The 15,815-nt window shown below is 70.4% G+C and carries 16 protein-coding genes; 1 reads left to right on the forward strand and 15 read right to left on the reverse strand.

Annotated features, from left to right (window positions below; genetic code table 11):
- Positions 1 to 206: 206 nt before the first annotated feature.
- The 15 genes from ACFY1E_RS13750 to pgsA all read right to left on the reverse strand — a co-directional run bounded on the left by ACFY1E_RS13750 (position 207) and on the right by pgsA (position 13,233).
- On the reverse strand, positions 207 to 746 hold the full coding sequence (locus tag ACFY1E_RS13750; protein ID WP_389075172.1) for an adenine phosphoribosyltransferase: 540 nt from the start codon (positions 744 to 746) through the stop codon (positions 207 to 209).
- Positions 743 to 1,861 (reverse strand): protein translocase subunit SecF, encoded by a 1,119-nt coding sequence (gene secF / locus ACFY1E_RS13755; RefSeq protein ID WP_389075175.1) that lies wholly within the window; start codon positions 1,859 to 1,861, stop codon positions 743 to 745. Before secF ends, ACFY1E_RS13750 begins: the two co-directional genes overlap by 4 nt.
- Position 1,862: 1 nt before the next feature.
- Positions 1,863 to 3,635 carry a protein translocase subunit SecD gene (secD, locus tag ACFY1E_RS13760; protein WP_389075177.1) on the reverse strand — a complete coding sequence of 591 codons (1,773 nt, stop codon included), beginning with the start codon at positions 3,633 to 3,635 and terminating at the stop codon, positions 1,863 to 1,865.
- A 130-nt stretch (positions 3,636 to 3,765) separates the two neighbouring features.
- On the reverse strand, positions 3,766 to 4,278 hold the full coding sequence (yajC, locus tag ACFY1E_RS13765) for a preprotein translocase subunit YajC (protein ID WP_389076017.1): 513 nt from the start codon (positions 4,276 to 4,278) through the stop codon (positions 3,766 to 3,768).
- Between the two features lie 187 nt (positions 4,279 to 4,465).
- On the reverse strand, positions 4,466 to 5,536 hold the full coding sequence (gene ruvB / locus ACFY1E_RS13770; protein WP_389075180.1) for a Holliday junction branch migration DNA helicase RuvB: 1,071 nt from the start codon (positions 5,534 to 5,536) through the stop codon (positions 4,466 to 4,468).
- A 34-nt stretch (positions 5,537 to 5,570) separates the two neighbouring features.
- Entirely contained in the window at positions 5,571 to 6,176 is a 606-nt protein-coding gene (gene ruvA, locus ACFY1E_RS13775; RefSeq protein WP_389075182.1) for a Holliday junction branch migration protein RuvA, read from the reverse strand.
- Positions 6,173 to 6,712 (reverse strand): crossover junction endodeoxyribonuclease RuvC, encoded by a 540-nt coding sequence (ruvC, locus tag ACFY1E_RS13780; RefSeq protein WP_389075184.1) that lies wholly within the window; start codon positions 6,710 to 6,712, stop codon positions 6,173 to 6,175. Before ruvC ends, ruvA begins: the two co-directional genes overlap by 4 nt.
- Before the next feature lie 124 nt (positions 6,713 to 6,836).
- Positions 6,837 to 7,589, reverse strand: coding sequence for a YebC/PmpR family DNA-binding transcriptional regulator (locus tag ACFY1E_RS13785; RefSeq protein WP_389075186.1), 753 nt, complete (start codon positions 7,587 to 7,589; stop codon positions 6,837 to 6,839).
- Positions 7,590 to 7,654: 65 nt separating this feature from the next.
- Entirely contained in the window at positions 7,655 to 8,254 is a 600-nt protein-coding gene (pdxT, locus tag ACFY1E_RS13790) for a pyridoxal 5'-phosphate synthase glutaminase subunit PdxT (RefSeq protein ID WP_344405748.1), read from the reverse strand.
- Between the two features lie 13 nt (positions 8,255 to 8,267).
- On the reverse strand, positions 8,268 to 9,179 hold the full coding sequence (pdxS, locus tag ACFY1E_RS13795) for a pyridoxal 5'-phosphate synthase lyase subunit PdxS (RefSeq protein WP_389075189.1): 912 nt from the start codon (positions 9,177 to 9,179) through the stop codon (positions 8,268 to 8,270).
- A gap of 128 nt (positions 9,180 to 9,307) precedes the next feature.
- Complete coding sequence (locus ACFY1E_RS13800) at positions 9,308 to 9,736, reverse strand: DUF6210 family protein (RefSeq protein ID WP_389075192.1); 429 nt, start codon at positions 9,734 to 9,736, stop codon at positions 9,308 to 9,310.
- 13 nt (positions 9,737 to 9,749) lie between these two features.
- A complete protein-coding gene (locus ACFY1E_RS13805; protein WP_389075194.1) occupies positions 9,750 to 10,292 on the reverse strand; it encodes a hypothetical protein in 543 nt (180 codons plus the stop codon).
- A 168-nt stretch (positions 10,293 to 10,460) separates the two neighbouring features.
- Positions 10,461 to 11,630 (reverse strand): glycosyltransferase family 4 protein, encoded by a 1,170-nt coding sequence (locus tag ACFY1E_RS13810; protein ID WP_389075196.1) that lies wholly within the window; start codon positions 11,628 to 11,630, stop codon positions 10,461 to 10,463.
- On the reverse strand, positions 11,627 to 12,556 hold the full coding sequence (locus tag ACFY1E_RS13815) for a phosphatidylinositol mannoside acyltransferase (RefSeq protein ID WP_389075199.1): 930 nt from the start codon (positions 12,554 to 12,556) through the stop codon (positions 11,627 to 11,629). Before ACFY1E_RS13815 ends, ACFY1E_RS13810 begins: the two co-directional genes overlap by 4 nt.
- Complete coding sequence (pgsA, locus tag ACFY1E_RS13820; RefSeq protein ID WP_389075201.1) at positions 12,553 to 13,233, reverse strand: phosphatidylinositol phosphate synthase; 681 nt, start codon at positions 13,231 to 13,233, stop codon at positions 12,553 to 12,555. Before pgsA ends, ACFY1E_RS13815 begins: the two co-directional genes overlap by 4 nt.
- Before the next feature lie 281 nt (positions 13,234 to 13,514).
- Between pgsA and ACFY1E_RS13825 the strand changes: the two genes are divergently transcribed.
- Positions 13,515 to 15,713: an elongation factor G-like protein EF-G2 gene (locus tag ACFY1E_RS13825; protein ID WP_389075204.1), complete on the forward strand. Its 2,199-nt coding sequence runs from the start codon at positions 13,515 to 13,517 to the stop codon at positions 15,711 to 15,713.
- Positions 15,714 to 15,815: the final 102 nt, after the last annotated feature.

Consider the following 15,815-nt stretch of genomic DNA (forward strand, 5'->3'; position numbering starts at 1 on the left):
GGGGCGCGACCGTCGAAAGCGGCCCGGCCGCTCACGCTGGACCAAGCCGAGCAACCATGCAGCCGGTGCGGCGGTGGCATGCGGCATCCGAACAGCTTTGTCTCGGGTGGAGTGCGGGCCGTGCGCCGGGGTGGGTGGCCGGTGATGGGCGAACGGCCGTCCCGGAGAGCCGGGGCGGCCGTTCGTCGTGGGTGTGTGCCGTGGGGTCAGACGGTGAGCAGGGCCTCCAGCGGGGCTCCCGTGAGGCTCGGCTCCAGGCGGGCGCGGCCGCCGAGGAAGCCGAGTTCCATCAGGACCGCGAGCCCGGCGACCTCGGCCCCCGCACGGCGGATCAGCTGGATCGAGGCCTCGGCGGTGCCGCCGGTGGCGAGGACGTCGTCGATGATGAGGATGCGGTCCTCGACCGACAGGTCCTCCGCGTGCACCTCGATCTCCGCCGAGCCGTACTCCAGGTCGTACGTCTGGCCGAGGGTGGCTCCGGGAAGCTTGCCCGCCTTGCGTACGGGGATGAAGCCGAGGCCGGCGCGGACGGCGACCGGGGCGCCGAGGATGAAGCCGCGGGCCTCCAGGCCGACGACCTTGGTGGCACCCGTGTTCGCGGCGATCTCGGCGAGCGCGTCGGTGAGCGCCGTGAAGGCCGCCGGGTCCGCGAGCAGCGGGGTGATGTCCTTGAACATCACGCCCTGCTCCGGGTAGTCCGCCACGTCACGGATGCGGCTGAGCAGCAGCTCCTTGATGTCGGTCATCGGCGCTTCCCGGAGGGACGGCCACGGCCGCGGTTGCGCGACGCCGGCTGGTTGCGCGGTCCGACGACCGCGTGGGCGGCGTCCTCCGGCTCGTCGTCGTAGCGTTCGCCCGCGGTCTCGGCCTCCAGCGGCCCGCCCTCGGCAGCGGCCTGGGCGCGCTTGGCGAGGACGCGCTTCCTGAGCGCCTTCATCTGCGGCTCGCGCTCCTTGAGGTCGGCGACGAGCGGCGTGGCGATGAAGATCGAGGAGTACGCACCCGCCGCGAGGCCGACGAACAGCGACAGCGAGATGTCGTTGAGCATGCCGGCACCGAGGAAGCCGCCACCGATGAACAGCAGGCCCGCCACCGGCAGCAGCGCGACCACCGTGGTGTTGATGGACCGCATCAGGGTGCTGTTGATCGAGCGGTTGGCGACGTCGCTGAAGGTCCAGCGGGTCTGCTTGGTGATGTCCTTCGTCTGCTCCTTGAGGCTGTCGAAGACGACGACCGTGTCGTAGAGCGAGTAACCGAGGATCGTGAGCAGACCGATCACCGTGCCCGGCGTGACCTCGAAGCCCACGAGGGCGTAGATGCCGGTCGTGATGGTGATGTCGTGGATCAGGGCGACCAGCGCCGCGACCGCCATCCGCCACTCGAACGCGATCGCCAGGTAGATCACCACGAGGACCATGAAGATCGCCAGGCCCTGCCAGGCCTTGTTGGCGATCTGGTCACCCCAGCTGGGGCCGACCAGGTCGGCGTTGATGTTCTCGGTGTTGACGTTCAGGTCCTTGGCGAGCTTGTCCTTGATCGCGTCGGACTTGTCGGTGTCGATGCCCGCGATCTGGATGCGCAGGCTGCCGTCGCCGAGCTTCTGGACGACCGCGTCGTGACCGGACGCGCTCTGCGCGTACCCCTCGGCCTTGGCGACCGAGGCGGTCATGTGCTTCGGGGTGGTGAAGACGGCACCGCCCTGGAACTCGATGCCCATGTTCAGGCCGCGCACCGCCAGGCCCAGGACGGCCGTGATGGTGATCAGGATCGAGATGCCGTACCAGATCTTGCGGTTGCCGACGAAGTCGTAGCCGACCTCACCGCGGTGCAGACGGGCGCCGAGGCTGCCGAGTTTCGACATCTCACGCCTCCTTCGGGTCGACGGGGGCGGAGGGACGACGAGTGCGGCGCAGCGGCGGCTTGGCGCCCAGTGCCTTCGGGTCGAGGCCCGACCACTTGTGGCCGCCGTAGAAGAACCTCCTGCGCGCCAGGAGCGTCATCAGCGGCTTGGTGAACAGGAACACGACGACCACGTCGAGCACGGTGGTCAGACCGAGCGTGAACGCGAAGCCCTGGACCTTGCCGACCGTGACGATGAACAGCACCGCCGCGGCGAGGAACGACACGAAGTCGGAGACCAGGATGGTGCGCCGGGCACGCGGCCAGGCCCGCTCGACGGCGGGGCGCAGCGAGCGGCCCTCGCGGATCTCGTCCCGAATGCGTTCGAAGAACACGATGAACGAGTCCGCGGTGATACCGATCGCGACGATCGCACCGCAGACCGCCGGCAGGTTCAGTGCGAAGCCGATGGCCTCACCGAGCAGCGACATGAGCGCATAGGTGAGGATCGCGGAGACCAGCAGCGAGGGGATGGCGATGACCGACAGGCCGCGGTAGAAGATCAGCAGGTAGATGACGACCAGCGCGAGGCCGATGGCACCGGCGATCAGACCGGCGTGCAGCTGCTCACCGCCGAGCGCGGCGGTCACCGTGGTGACGCTGTCCTCCTTGAAGGTCAGCGGCAGCGCGCCGTACGACAGCATGTTGGCGAGACTCTGGGCCTCCTGCTGGCTGAAGTTGCCGGTGATCTCCGCATTGCCGCCGGTGAGCGCCTGGCTGACCGACGGGTCCGAGACCACGTTGCCGTCGAGGACGATCGCGAACTGGTTCTGCGGCTGCTGGTTCTTGGCCAGCTTGCCGGTGATGTCACCGAACTTCTTGGAGCCCTTGCCCGTGAACTCCATGGTGACGGTCCAGCCGGCGCCGGTCTGCGTGTTGAAGACGGCCTGGGCCTTCTTGACGTCGGTGCCGTCGACCTCGGCGGGGCCGAGGATGTACTTCTGCCACTGACCCGCGGAGTTCTGGCCGCAGGCGATCGTCGGGTCGCTGGGCTTGGCGCCCTGGCCCGCGGTGGCGCGCTGCTTCTTGTCCGTGCAGTCGAGTGCGGTGTACTGCGCCTGCAGCTTTGCGGCCGCCGCATTGCCGGCCGAGCTGCTGCTCGGGGACGGGGAGGCGGAGGTCTTCGCGCTCGAGGAGGCGCCGGCGCTCGGCGTCGCGCCGGCCTTCAGGGCGCCGGTGACGGCGCGGCCCTGCGAGGTGGCGGTCGGCGAAGGAGTCGAGGAGGAGGACGGGGTCGACTTGCCCGTGGCCTTCTCGGTGGCCTTGCCCGTGGCCTTGCCCGAGGGGCTGGCGGAAGCGCTCGGCGACGGGCTGGTCGCGGGGCCGCCGGAGACCTCGGTGGTGAGCACCGGGCGGAAGTACAGCTTGGCGGTGGTGCCGACCTGCTGCCGCGCTTCCTTGGAGTTCGTGCCCTTGGGGATGTTGACGATGATGTTCTTGTTGCCCTGGGTCTGAACCTCGGCCTCCGTGACACCAAGACCATTGACGCGGTTGTTCATGATCTCGACCGCGGTGTCCATGTTGGTCTTGTTGATCGCGGATTCCTGGCCCGGCTCTGCGACCGCCCGGAGCGTGATGCTCGTACCACCGGCCAGGTCGATACCGAGACGCGGAGTGGTGTTTCCGGAGGCGAACATTCCGCCGGTGAGCGCCACGATGGCGATCAGAATGAGGGCCAGCGAGCGCCCCGGCTTGCTCTGGGCGCTCGCGCTCCGGCCCTTTTTAGGTGCTGCCACCTTCTCGTACTCCCTCTCGGGCCGCTCCGCGCCGGGTCAGCGCGGGGTCGGCCATGACTGGTGTCGGGATCCCCGTGTGCGAGATGCGCACGTCCCGGGGCGCGAGGTCGACCGCGCGCCCGGGATGTGACTACTTCGCCTCGGAGTCGCCGTCGGTCTTCTTCGGCTCTTCGTCCGACTTCTTCGGCTCTTCGTCCGCCGCGGCCTCTGCGGCCGGGGTGTCGTCGGCCGGCTCCTCGGGCGCGTCCTTCTTGCCGAGGTCGACGGACTTGTCGTCGGAGGCGGCGGCAGCTTCGTCGGCGGAGTCGTCGGTCTCGGTGAGGGAGGAGGCGTCGTCCGGGACCAGGTCGGAGTCGGACTTCAGGTCGTGCTCGATGCCGTGCACGATGCGGTTGTACTCGTCGTCGCTGAGCACGGAACCGATGGCGTTCTTCGCGAAGAGGAGCTCGACGCCCGGGCCGGCGTCGAGGAGGACCGTGTCCTCGTTGACCTCCTTGACCGTCGCGTACATGCCCCCGATCGTGCGGACGCCGCTGCCGGGCTGCATCTCATTGCGCATCTGGGCGGCCTGCTGCTGCTTGCGCTTGGCCGAGCGGGTCATGAGGAACATGGCCCCGATGAGCACGATGAACGGGAGGAGCATGGTGATATTCACGGGACGGAATTTCCTTCGCACGACCGCGATGGAGAGCGGCCTCATGGATGGGGGTATGTATACCGCCGACAAAGGCGGCATCGGCGGAGTCTAAGCGAGTCCGCGCGCATGGAACAACGCTCAGCATGGCACCTGGGTTCCTGGCCCGGCCAATGCCCGCGCCGTCACAGAGGCATCACGTCCCGAACAGGTCCTGTTGTCCGTTTCCCGCAGCGGCCGGGCGGGGCGGGGTGAGGCCGAGATGCGCCCATGCGGCAGGCGTGGCGACCCGGCCGCGGGGGGTACGCGCGAGCAGTCCTTCCCGTACGAGGAAGGGCTCGGCGACCTCTTCCACGGTCTCGCGCTCCTCCCCCACCGCGACGGCGAGGGTGGACAGGCCCACGGGCCCGCCGCCGAAAAGCTTGAGCAGAGCCTCCAGCACACCGCGGTCCAGCCGGTCGAGGCCGCGGGCGTCGACCTCGTACACCGCGAGAGCGGCCGCCGCGATGTCCCGCGTGATGATTCCGTCCGCCTTGACCTGGGCGTAGTCGCGCACCCGGCGCAGCAGTCGGTTGGCGATACGGGGCGTGCCGCGGGAGCGGCCGGCGATCTCGGCGGCGCCGTCGGCCTGGATCTCGACGTCGAGGAGGTTCGCCGAGCGGTGGATGACGCGTTCCAGTTCGGCGGGCTCGTAGAACTCCATGTGTGCGGTGAAACCGAAGCGGTCGCGCAGCGGGGGCGGCAGCAGTCCCGCGCGCGTGGTGGCGCCGACCAGGGTGAACGGGGGCAGCTCCAGCGGGATGGCGGTGGCGCCGGGGCCCTTGCCGACGATGACGTCGACCCGGAAGTCCTCCATCGCCATGTACAGCATCTCCTCGGCGGGCCGCGACATGCGGTGGATCTCGTCGAGGAAGAGGACCTCGCCCTCCTGGAGGGAGGAGAGGATCGCGGCCAGGTCGCCGGCGTGCTGGATGGCGGGGCCCGAGGTGATGCGGATGGGGGCGCCCATCTCCGCCGCGATGATCATCGAGAGGGTGGTCTTGCCGAGGCCCGGGGCACCGGAGAGCAGCACGTGGTCGGCGGTGGCGCCACGCGCGCGTGCGGCGCGCAGCACCAGGTCGAGCTGCTCGCGGACCTTCTCCTGGCCGATGAACTCGTCCAGGTCCTTGGGGCGCAGGGCGGCCTCGACGGCCTGGTCCTCACGGTCGGCGACGGAGCCCACCAGGCGCTCGGGGCCGGGGGCGTCGGTCGGGTCGTCCCAGTTCACTGAGATCTCTCCTCACTGGGGTGGCGCAGGTGGGTCAGCGGGCGCGGTTGAGGGTCTGCAGGGCCGCCTTCAGCAGCTGCCCGACCTGGGGCGTGCCGCCGGCCGCCTCGGCCTGCGGTGCCACGGCGGACACGGCCTCGTCGGCCTCGCGGGTGGCGTACCCGAGGCCGATCAGCGCGGCGTGCAGCTGGTCGCGCCAGCCGGAGGTGACCGGGGCGCCGACCACGGGGGCCCCGATCGGTTCGCCGAGCCGGTCCTTGAGCTCGAGGAGCAGCTTCTGGGCGCCCTTCTTGCCGATGCCCGGGACGGCGATGAGGGCCTTCTCGTCGCTCGTGGACACCGCCCGGCGCAGGGCGTCCGGGGTGTGCACGGCCAGCATCGCCTGCGCCAGCCGCGGGCCGACACCGCTCGCGGTCTGCAGCAGTTCGAAGACCTGTCGCTCGTCGTCGTCCACGAAGCCGTACAGCGTCAGCGAGTCCTCCCGTACGACGAGGGAGGTGGCGAGCTTGGCCGGCTGGCCGAGACGGAGCGTGGAGAGCGTGTTCGGCGTGCACTGCACGGCCATGCCGACACCGCCGACCTCGACCACGGCGGCGTCGGGGGCGAGTGCGGCGACCGTGCCGCTCACGAAGGCGATCATGCCGTACGGCCTTTCGTTGCGTTGGCTGCGTGCAGGGCGACCGCCTGCTGGAGTCGGTTCTGGGCGGGGGCGCGCCAGATGTGGCAGATGGCGAGCGCGAGGGCGTCGGCCGCGTCGGCCGGTTTCGGGGGTGCGTCGAGCCGGAGCAGACGGGTCACCATGGCGCCGACCTGGGTCTTCTCCGCGCGGCCGCTGCCGGTGACGGCGGCCTTGACCTCGCTGGGGGTGTGCAGGGCGACGGGCAGGCCGCGGCGGGCGGCGCACAGCATGGCGACGGCGCTGGCCTGGGCGGTGCCCATCACGGTCCGTACGTTGTGCTGGCTGAACACCCGCTCCACGGCCACGACTTCGGGCCGGTGCTCGTCCAGCCACTGCTCGATGCCCTGCTCGATGGCGACGAGGCGCTGCCCCAACTCGGCGTCCACGGGCGTCCGTACGACACCGACGCCCACCATGGTGAGCGGCCGGCCCGCGACCCCCTCGACCACGCCGACACCGCATCGCGTGAGCCCGGGGTCCACCCCCAACACCCGCACACGCCCCTCCCCTCAGTGATCTTTGACTTCCACGCCAGGCTAGCCGCTGCCACCGACAACGGCGGCGGGCCGGTGGGACGTGTTGTCCCACCGGCCCGCCGAAACCGCTTCGTTCGCGGCAGCGTTACGCGTCGACCTTCTCCATGACCTCGTCGCTGACGTCGAAGTTGGCGAAGACGTTCTGCACGTCGTCGCTGTCCTCGAGCGCGTCGATCAGCTTGAAGATCTTCTTGGCGCCCTCCTCGTCCAGTTCGACCTGCATGGTCGGGACGAAGTTGGCCTCGGCGGAGTCGTAGTCGATCCCGGCGTCCTGGAGGGCGGTGCGGACGGCGACCAGGTCGGTGGCCTCGCTGAGCACCTCGAAGCTCTCGCCGAGGTCGTTGACCTCCTCGGCGCCCGCGTCCAGGACTGCGGCGAGGACGTCGTCCTCGCTCAGCTCGCCCTTGGGGACGATGACGACGCCCTTGCGGTTGAAGAGGTACGAGACCGAGCCCGGGTCGGCCATGGAGCCGCCGTTGCGGGTCATGGCGACACGGACGTCGGAGGCGGCGCGGTTGCGGTTGTCGGTGAGGCACTCGATGAGCACCGCGACACCGTTCGGGCCGTAGCCCTCGTACATGATCGTCTCGTAGTCGGCGCCACCGGCCTCGAGACCACCGCCGCGCTTGATCGCGGAGTCGATGTTCTTGTTCGGCACCGACTGCTTCTTGGCCTTCTGGACGGCGTCGTAGAGCGTCGGGTTGCCTTCGAGGTCGACTCCGCCCATGCGCGCAGCGACCTCGATGTTCTTGATCAGCTTCGCGAAGAGCTTGCCGCGCTTGGCGTCGATCACGGCCTTCTTGTGCTTCGTCGTGGCCCATTTAGAGTGGCCGGACATCTGCCTGTCTCCTTCGCGTAACCCATCTATGAACGAACGCCAGAGATCCTACAAGGACTCCGGCGTTACTCCGCTGTCCGGTTCGCGCGCACCATGTCGACGAACAGGGAGTGCACGCGGTGGTCGCCGGTCAGTTCCGGGTGGAACGACGTGGCGAGCGCGTTGCCCTGGCGGACCGCGACGATGTGGCCGTCGTGCTCGGCGAGCACCTCGGTCTCGGCACCGACGGACTCGACCCAGGGGGCGCGGATGAAGACGCCCTCTACAGGATCGCCCTCGACGCCCCGGACGTCGACCGCCGCTTCGAAGGACTCGTTCTGCCGTCCGAAGGCGTTGCGGCGCACGATCATGTCGATGCCGCCGATGGTCTCCTGGCCCGAGCGCGGGTCGAGGATCTTGTCGGCGAGCATGATCATGCCGGCGCAGGTGCCGTAGACGGGCATTCCGTCACGCACGCGCGCGCGTAGCGGCTCCATCACGCCGAAGAGGACGGCCAGCTTGGAGATGGTGGTGGACTCGCCGCCCGGGATGACCAGGCCGTCCACCTCTGCGAGTTCCTCGGGGCGCCTGACCGGCCTGGCCACGGCGTCGGCCGCGGCCAGGGCGATGAGGTGCTCCCGTACGTCGCCCTGGAGGGCCAGGACGCCTATGACGGGGGTGTTCATGTGATCCGGTGCCTTACCAGCCGCGGTTGGCGTAGCGCTCGGCCTCGGGGAGGGTGTCGCAGTTGATGCCGACCATGGCCTCGCCGAGGTTGCGGGACGCGTCCGCGATGATCTTGGGGTCGTCGTAGAAGGTGGTCGCCTTGACGATGGCGGCGGCGCGCTTGGCCGGGTCGCCGGACTTGAAGATGCCGGAGCCGACGAAGACGCCCTCGGCGCCGAGCTGGCGCATCAGCGCGGCGTCGGCGGGGGTGGCCACGCCACCGGCGGAGAACAGCACCACCGGGAGCTTGCCGAGCTCGGCGACCTCCTTGACCAGCTCGTAGGGGGCGCGCAGCTCCTTGGCGGCGGCGTACAGCTCGTTGTTGTCGCAGCCGCGCAGCTTGGCGATCTCGCCCTTGATCTGGCGCAGGTGGCGGACGGCCTCGACGACGTTGCCGGTGCCGGCCTCGCCCTTGGAGCGGATCATGGCCGCGCCCTCTGCGATGCGGCGCAGGGCCTCGCCCAGGTTGGTGGCACCACAGACGAAGGGGGTGGTGAAGGCCCACTTGTCGGAGTGGTTGACCTCGTCGGCCGGGGTGAGGACCTCGGACTCGTCGATGTAGTCGACGCCGAGGGACTGCAGCACCTGGGCCTCGACGAAGTGGCCGATGCGGGACTTGGCCATGACCGGGATGGAGACGGCCTCGATGATCCCCTCGATCATGTCCGGGTCGGACATCCGGGCCACGCCGCCGTCCTTGCGGATGTCGGCGGGGACCCGCTCCAGGGCCATGACGGCGACGGCGCCCGCGTCCTCGGCGATCTTCGCCTGCTCCGGCGTGACGACGTCCATGATCACGCCACCCTTGAGCTGCTCGGCCATTCCGCGCTTCACGCGCGCGGTGCCGGTCTCGGGGGCCTGGTTTTCGGAGAGCGTGCTGGACACGGGTGACCTCGCTGAAGTGAAAGAGGGTTTCTGCAAGCACCGAGGAAACGTGAGTGGACCAGTCCACGGCAAGGGCCAATGAGAAGTCGGTGGATCCTTTTCTCCTCACGCGCCTCTCGGCGGGCGCCTCAGTCGGAGTTCTCCCAGACGAGGACGCCCGGCCCGTCCGGCGTCAGAACCGGCACCCACGCCTCGTCCGCCGCGGCCAGCCGCGACTCGTCCAGCACGAGGGGCGTCGGATAGAGGTCGTCCCGGTTCGCGGAGCCGTAGACATGCAGCGCGACCGCGGCCCGCAGCCGCTCCAGCAGCGGCGGAGGCCAGATCAGGCCCTGGGCGCCCGCACCATGGAGTTCGCCCGCGAAGATGTCCTTCAGCTCCTCGTCGAGGCCGCTTCCCGCCACTGGCAGCAGATAGCCCTCCAGCTCGTACAGTACGCAGCCGTGGCCGCCGCCCTGGACCTCGTGGACCACTCCGGTCGGCGCCGCCACGATGACGAAGACCGAGCCGTTGTCGTTGCCCTCCAGGTCGAGGAAGACGCGGCGTCTCCCGTCACTCATGGCCGGTGGTCACCTAGGCCGCGCGGTCGGCCAGCGCCGCCGGTGGCTCGTCGTCCATCTCGAAGGCCATCGGGAAGGGGGCGTGGCCGGCCAGGCGGAACCAGCGGACCTTGCGGTGTTCGCGCAGGCGCCGGGCCGCGCCCACCGCGTCGTTGTGGAAGCGGCGGGCCATCGGGACCCGGCGTACGGCCTCGGTGAGCTCGTGGGCGGCGGCTTCCCCGCCGGGTGCCTCGCGGACCGCCTCCACCTGGGGTGCCTCCGCGAAGACGGCCCGCAGCGCCTGGCTCAACTCGCTCTCGGCGACCTCCCGTTGGTCCTCCTCGGCCTGCCGGGCGGCGTGCGCCGCCTCGTACAGGACGATCGACGCCGCCGGGTCGAGGACGCCGGAGGTGGCGAGTTCCTGGGCCACGGAGGCTCTGCGCAGCAGCTGTGCGTCGAGGGCGGCGCGTGCGGCGTCGATGCGGGCGTGCAGCCGGTCCAGACGGCCCGCCGTCCAGCTCAGGTACAGGCCGATCGCCAGGAGGGCGACAAGGATCCAGATGAGGGTTGCGGTCACGGGCGGCAAGGTTACGCGCCGCTGGTTCGTTCGCCGGATGACGTGCGGGGCGAGGGCGTCACGGGGTCAGGGGCTGCCGCCCCCGAACCCCCGCTCCAGCCCTGAACGGGCCTCGTCCTCGAACGCCGGACGGGCTGAGATTTCCTGACCGGCGTTCGAAGGAAAACCTCAGTCGCGTGCCAGACCCAGCCGCGAACGAAGTCCGGGCCCCCGCTCGTCCTCCGCCGCCGCGACCGCGGCCGCTCCCGCGGTCACCGTCTCGTACACCGACAGGATGTCCGCGCCGACCGTGGACCAGTCGAAGCGCCGTACATGGGCGCTTCCCCGTTCCCGCAGCTCGGCCCGGCGCTCCGGGTCCCCCAGCAGCCGCAGGGCCGCCTCGGCCAGGGCCTCGGAGTCCTCGTTGGCGAACAGCTCGCCCGCCGCGCCCTGGTCCAGGACCTGGGCGAAGGCGTCCAGGTCGGAGGCAAGGACGGGGGCGCCGGCGGACATGGCCTCGACCAGGATGATGCCGAAGCTCTCGCCGCCGGTGTTCGGCGCCACGTACAGGTCGACACTGCGCAGGAAGCGGGCCTTGTCCTCGTCGCTGACCATGCCGAGGAACTCCACGCGCGGGCGCAGTTCCGCGGGCAGCGACGCGACCGCCTCCTCCTCGTCCCCGCGCCCGGCGACCAGCAGCCGCGTCTGCGGGCGCTCGGCGAGGATCCTGGGCAGCGCCTTCATCAGCACCGGCAGGCCCTTGCGCGGCTCGTCGATGCGGCCGATGAAGCCGATGGTGTCGCCCTGCCACTGGGCCTTGGGCTTGGCCCGGGCGAAGAAGTCGACGTCGACGCCGTTCGGGATGACGACCGCGTCGCCGCCGAGGTGTTCCACCAGCGTGCGGCGGGCGTACTCGCTCACCGCGATCCGGGCGCTGATCTTCTCCAGGGCCGCCTGCAGGATCGCGTAGGCGGCGATCATCGCCCGCGAGCGCGGGTTGGAGGTGTGGAAGGTGGCCACGATCGGACCGGAGGCCGCCCAGCAGGTCAGCAGGCCGAGCGACGGCGAGGTCGGCTCGTGGATGTGGACGACGTCGAACTCGCCGTCGTGCAGCCACCGTCGGACCCGGGCGGCGCTCAGGAAGCCGAAGTTCAGCCGGGCCACCGAGCCGTTGTACGGCACCGGGACCGCCCGCCCGGCCGAGACGACATACGGCGGCAGGGGCGTGTCGTCGTCGGCGGGAGCCAGGACCGACACCTCGTGGCCCAGGCGGATGAAGTACTCCGCGAGGTCGCGGATGTGGAACTGGACGCCGCCCGGTACGTCCCAGGAGTACGGGCAGACGATGCCGATCCTCACGACGTGCCCTTCTCGGGAGCCGGGGGTTTCTTCGCAGGATCGAGGTCCTTGAGCCACAAGCGCTGGAGCATGTGCCAGTCCTCCGGATGGTCGGCGATCCCGGTGGCGAAGGCATCGGCCAGCGCCTGTGTCATGACAGACGTCTTTTCGGCCCGGCTACCTGTCTTGGGTACCTCGACCGGCGGGTGCACACGCCCCTGCATGACGGGCGAGTCGTCGTACCACAGCGTGACCGGCAGGAGCAGTGCGCCGGTCTGCTGGGCGAGGAGGGCGGGGCCGGCGGGCATCCGGGTGGCCTCGCCGAAGAACTCGACCTCGACGCCCGAGGACGACAGGTCACGCTCGGCGACCAGGCAGACCAGGCCGCCGTCGCGCAGCCGCCGGGCGAGCGTGCCGAAGGCGGTGCCGCCGCTGTGCGGGAGCACCTCCATGCCGAGGCCCTCGCGGTACGCGACGAAGCGGTCGTAGAGGGTCTCGGGCTTGAGGCGCTCGGCGACCGTCGTGAACGGCGTCTCCAGCTCGGTGGTGACCCAGGCGCCGGCGAGGTCCCAGTTGGCCATGTGCGGCAGCGCCAGGATGACGCCCTGGTCGGAGGCGATCCCGTCGGTCAGGTAGTGCACGTCCTTGGGGTCGAAACCGGCCTTTATCCGCTCGGCGCTCCACGCCGGCAGCCGGAAGGACTCCATCCAGTAGCGCAGGTACGAGCGCATGCCCGCGCGCGAGAGCTCGGCGAGGCGCTCGGGGCTCGCATCGGGCACCACGCGCGCGTAGTTGCTCTCCAGGCGCTGCACGCCCTTGCCGCGCTGTTTCCAGGCGAGGTCGGCGATGGAGCGGCCGAGCCGTACGGCGACGGGCTCCGGGAGCTTCTTGACGGTTCCCCAGCCGAGGCCGTACAGCGCGTCCGTCAGCTGATCGCGGAGGCTCACTTCGCCGCCTCGCTCCCCTGTGAGGCGTTCTCCGGGGAGGCCGCCGCGGCCTCCGCCTCCGCCGACTCGCGACGGACGGTGACCACCCGCTGGATGAGCGTGACCAGGCTGCCGACGGCGACGATCCACAGGGCGACGGGCAGCAGGTACTGGATGCCCGGCACCCCGAACTTGTGCAGGCCCGCGAACCCGGCCGCGACCAGCGAGATGACCAGGCGCTCGGCGCGCTCCACGAGTCCGTTGACGGCGACGGGCAACCCGATCGACTCGCCCCGGGCCTTGGTGTACGACACCACCTGGCCGCTGGCCAGGCAGAAGATCGAGACGGCGCACAGGACGTTGTCGTTGCCGCTTCCCGCGTACCAGAGGGCGAATCCGCCGAAGATCGCGCCGTCGGCCACCCGGTCGAGGGTGGAGTCCAGGAAGGCGCCCCAGCGGCTGGTACGGCCCAGCTGGCGGGCCATGTTGCCGTCGACGAGGTCGGAGAACACGAACAGCGTGATCACGACCGTCCCCCAGAAGAACTCACCCCGCGGGTAGAAGACCAGTGCGCCCGCGATCACGCCGGCGGTGCCGAGGAGCGTGACCGTGTCGGGGCTGACGCCCCGGCGGATGAGAAACGCGGCGAACGGCGTGAGGACACGCGTGAAGAATGCACGCGCGTACTTGTTCAGCATGGCCTTCCCGACGGTCGGTGTGGCCGCGGCCCCTGCTGGCCTCCGGCTGGCCCATCGTAGCCACGCGCGCGCGTGTGCGACTGCCGGGCACCCGGACGTCTGCGGGGAGATCGGGCGGACGGCCCGAGCCGGGGCGGGCGGCGCGATCACGTCCTTCGTATGGACGCACCGTGACGGGAGTGGAAAGCTCGAAGGACCGCGGGCGTCATCGGAGCCGCCACCGCACGCGGCCCGGCATGCCCGCGCCCACAGTGACCTCACCGTGCACGGGAGGCAAGGCCATGGGCGACAAGGCAAGCGCACACCCCGGAGCCGCCGGCAGGGCTACAGCGGCCGACCACCCCGCGTCCGTACGGAATGTGGTGCTGGTCGGCCACAGCGGATCGGGCAAGACGACACTGGTGGAAGCTCTCGCACTCACCGCGGGAGCAGTGAACCGGGCGGGCCGCGTGGAGGACGGCGGCACCGTCTCCGACTACGACGAGATCGAGCACCGTCAGCAGCGCTCGGTACAGCTCTCCCTGGTGCCGGTCGAATGGGACGGCATCAAGGTCAATCTTCTCGACACCCCCGGATACGCCGACTTCGTCGGGGAGCTGCGGGCCGGTCTGCGAGCGGCGGACGCGGCCCTTTTCGTCGTCTCGGCCTCCGACGGCGTGGACGGCTCGACCCGCATGGTGTGGGAGGAGTGCGCGGCCGTCGGCATGCCACGGGCGATCGTGATCACCCACCTGGAGGCCGCCCGGTCGGACTTCGAGGAGATGACACGGACCTGCGCGGAGGCCTTCGGAGGTGACGACCCCGACGCCGTGCTCCCGCTCTACCTGCCGCTGCACGGCCCGCAGGGCCCGGACGGGCACGCGCCCGTGACGGGGCTGACCGGGCTGCTGTCGCAGAAGGTCTTCGACTACTCGTCCGGCGAGCGCAAGGAGTCGGAGCCGGGCGAGGACCAGCTGCCGCGCATCGAGGAGGCCCGCAACCGGCTCATCGAGGGGATCATCTCGGAGAGCGAGGACGAGACCCTCATGGACCGCTATCTGGGCGGCGAGCAGATCGACTTCAAGACGCTCGTCGAGGACCTGGAGCGGGCCGTCGCACGCGGGGTCTTCTTCCCGGTCCTGGCCGCCGCCCCCGCGGCCGAGGGCGCCAAGCAGGGCCTCGGCACCGTCGAGCTGCTGGAGTTGATCACGGGCGGCTTCCCGACGCCGTTCGAGCACCCCACACCCGGCGTCACCACGATCGACGGCAAGCCGCGCGAGGTGAAGGCCTGCGACACGGACGGCCCGCTGGTCGCCGAGGTCATACGGACCACTTCCGACCCCTACGTCGGCCGGGTCTCCCTGGTCCGCGTCTTCTCCGGCACGCTGCGCCCCGACGAGACGGTGCATGTGTCCGGGCACGGGCTCGCGGACCGCGGGCACGAGGACCACGACGTCGACGAGCGGATCGGCGCGCTGTCCACCCCCTTCGGCAAGCAGCAGCGCACCGTGACGCACGCCATCGCGGGCGATCTGGTGTGCGTGGCGAAGCTGAACCGGGCGGAGACCGGTGACACCCTCTCGGCCAAGGACGACCCGCTGCTCATGGAGCCGTGGCAGATGCCCGACCCGCTCCTGCCGCTCGCCATCCAGGCGCACAGCAAGGCGGACGAGGACAAGCTCTCGCAGGGTCTTTCCCGGCTGGTCGCCGAGGACCCGACCATGCGGCTCGAGCAGAACCAGGACACCCACCAGGTGGTGCTGTGGTGTCTGGGAGAGGCGCACGCGGACGTGGCCCTGGAACGGCTGCGCAGCCGCTACGGCGTCCAGGTCGACGTGGTCCCGCACAAGGTCTCGCTGCGGGAGACGTTCGCGGGCAGGTCGGCGGGCCGCGGCCGCCATGTGAAGCAGTCCGGCGGGCACGGGCAGTACGCGATCTGCGAGATCGAGGTGGAACCGCTGCCCGGCGGCTCGGGCATCGAGTTCGTGGACAAGGTCGTCGGCGGCGCGGTGCCCCGGCAGTTCATCCCGTCGGTCGAGAAGGGCATAAGGGCCCAGGCCGCCAAGGGAGTTGCCGCGGGCTATCCGCTCATCGACGTGCGGGTGACGCTGGTGGACGGCAAGGCGCACTCCGTGGACTCCTCGGACGCGGCCTTCCAGACGGCCGGTGCGCTGGCGCTGCGGGAGGCGGCGGCCGACGTGAAGATCCATCTGCTGGAGCCGGTGGCCGAGGTGACCGTCCTGGTCGGCGACGAGTACGTGGGCGCCGTGATGAGTGACCTGTCCGGACGGCGCGGCCGGGTGCTCGGCACGGAACAGACCACCGGGAACCGCACACTCATACGGGCCGAGGTGCCCGAGATCGAGATCGGCCGGTACGCCGTGGACCTGCGCTCCCTCTCGCACGGCACCGCGCGCTTCAACCGCTCCTACGCACGGCACGAGCCGATGCCTCCGCAGATCGCAGAGAGGATCCGTGAAGAGGCGCGCGACGCCTCGTAGTTGGCGCCGGGCGCTTCCAAGTCGCTTTTGTGGAACGCTCCCCTCCGTAGGCGGGCGGCTTCGGCCGTCCGCCTACGAATGTCAGTGCCTGCGGATACGCTG

The sequence above is a fragment of the Streptomyces sp. NPDC001604 genome, from assembly GCF_042893475.1.
In the GTDB taxonomy this organism is placed as follows: domain Bacteria; phylum Actinomycetota; class Actinomycetes; order Streptomycetales; family Streptomycetaceae; genus Streptomyces.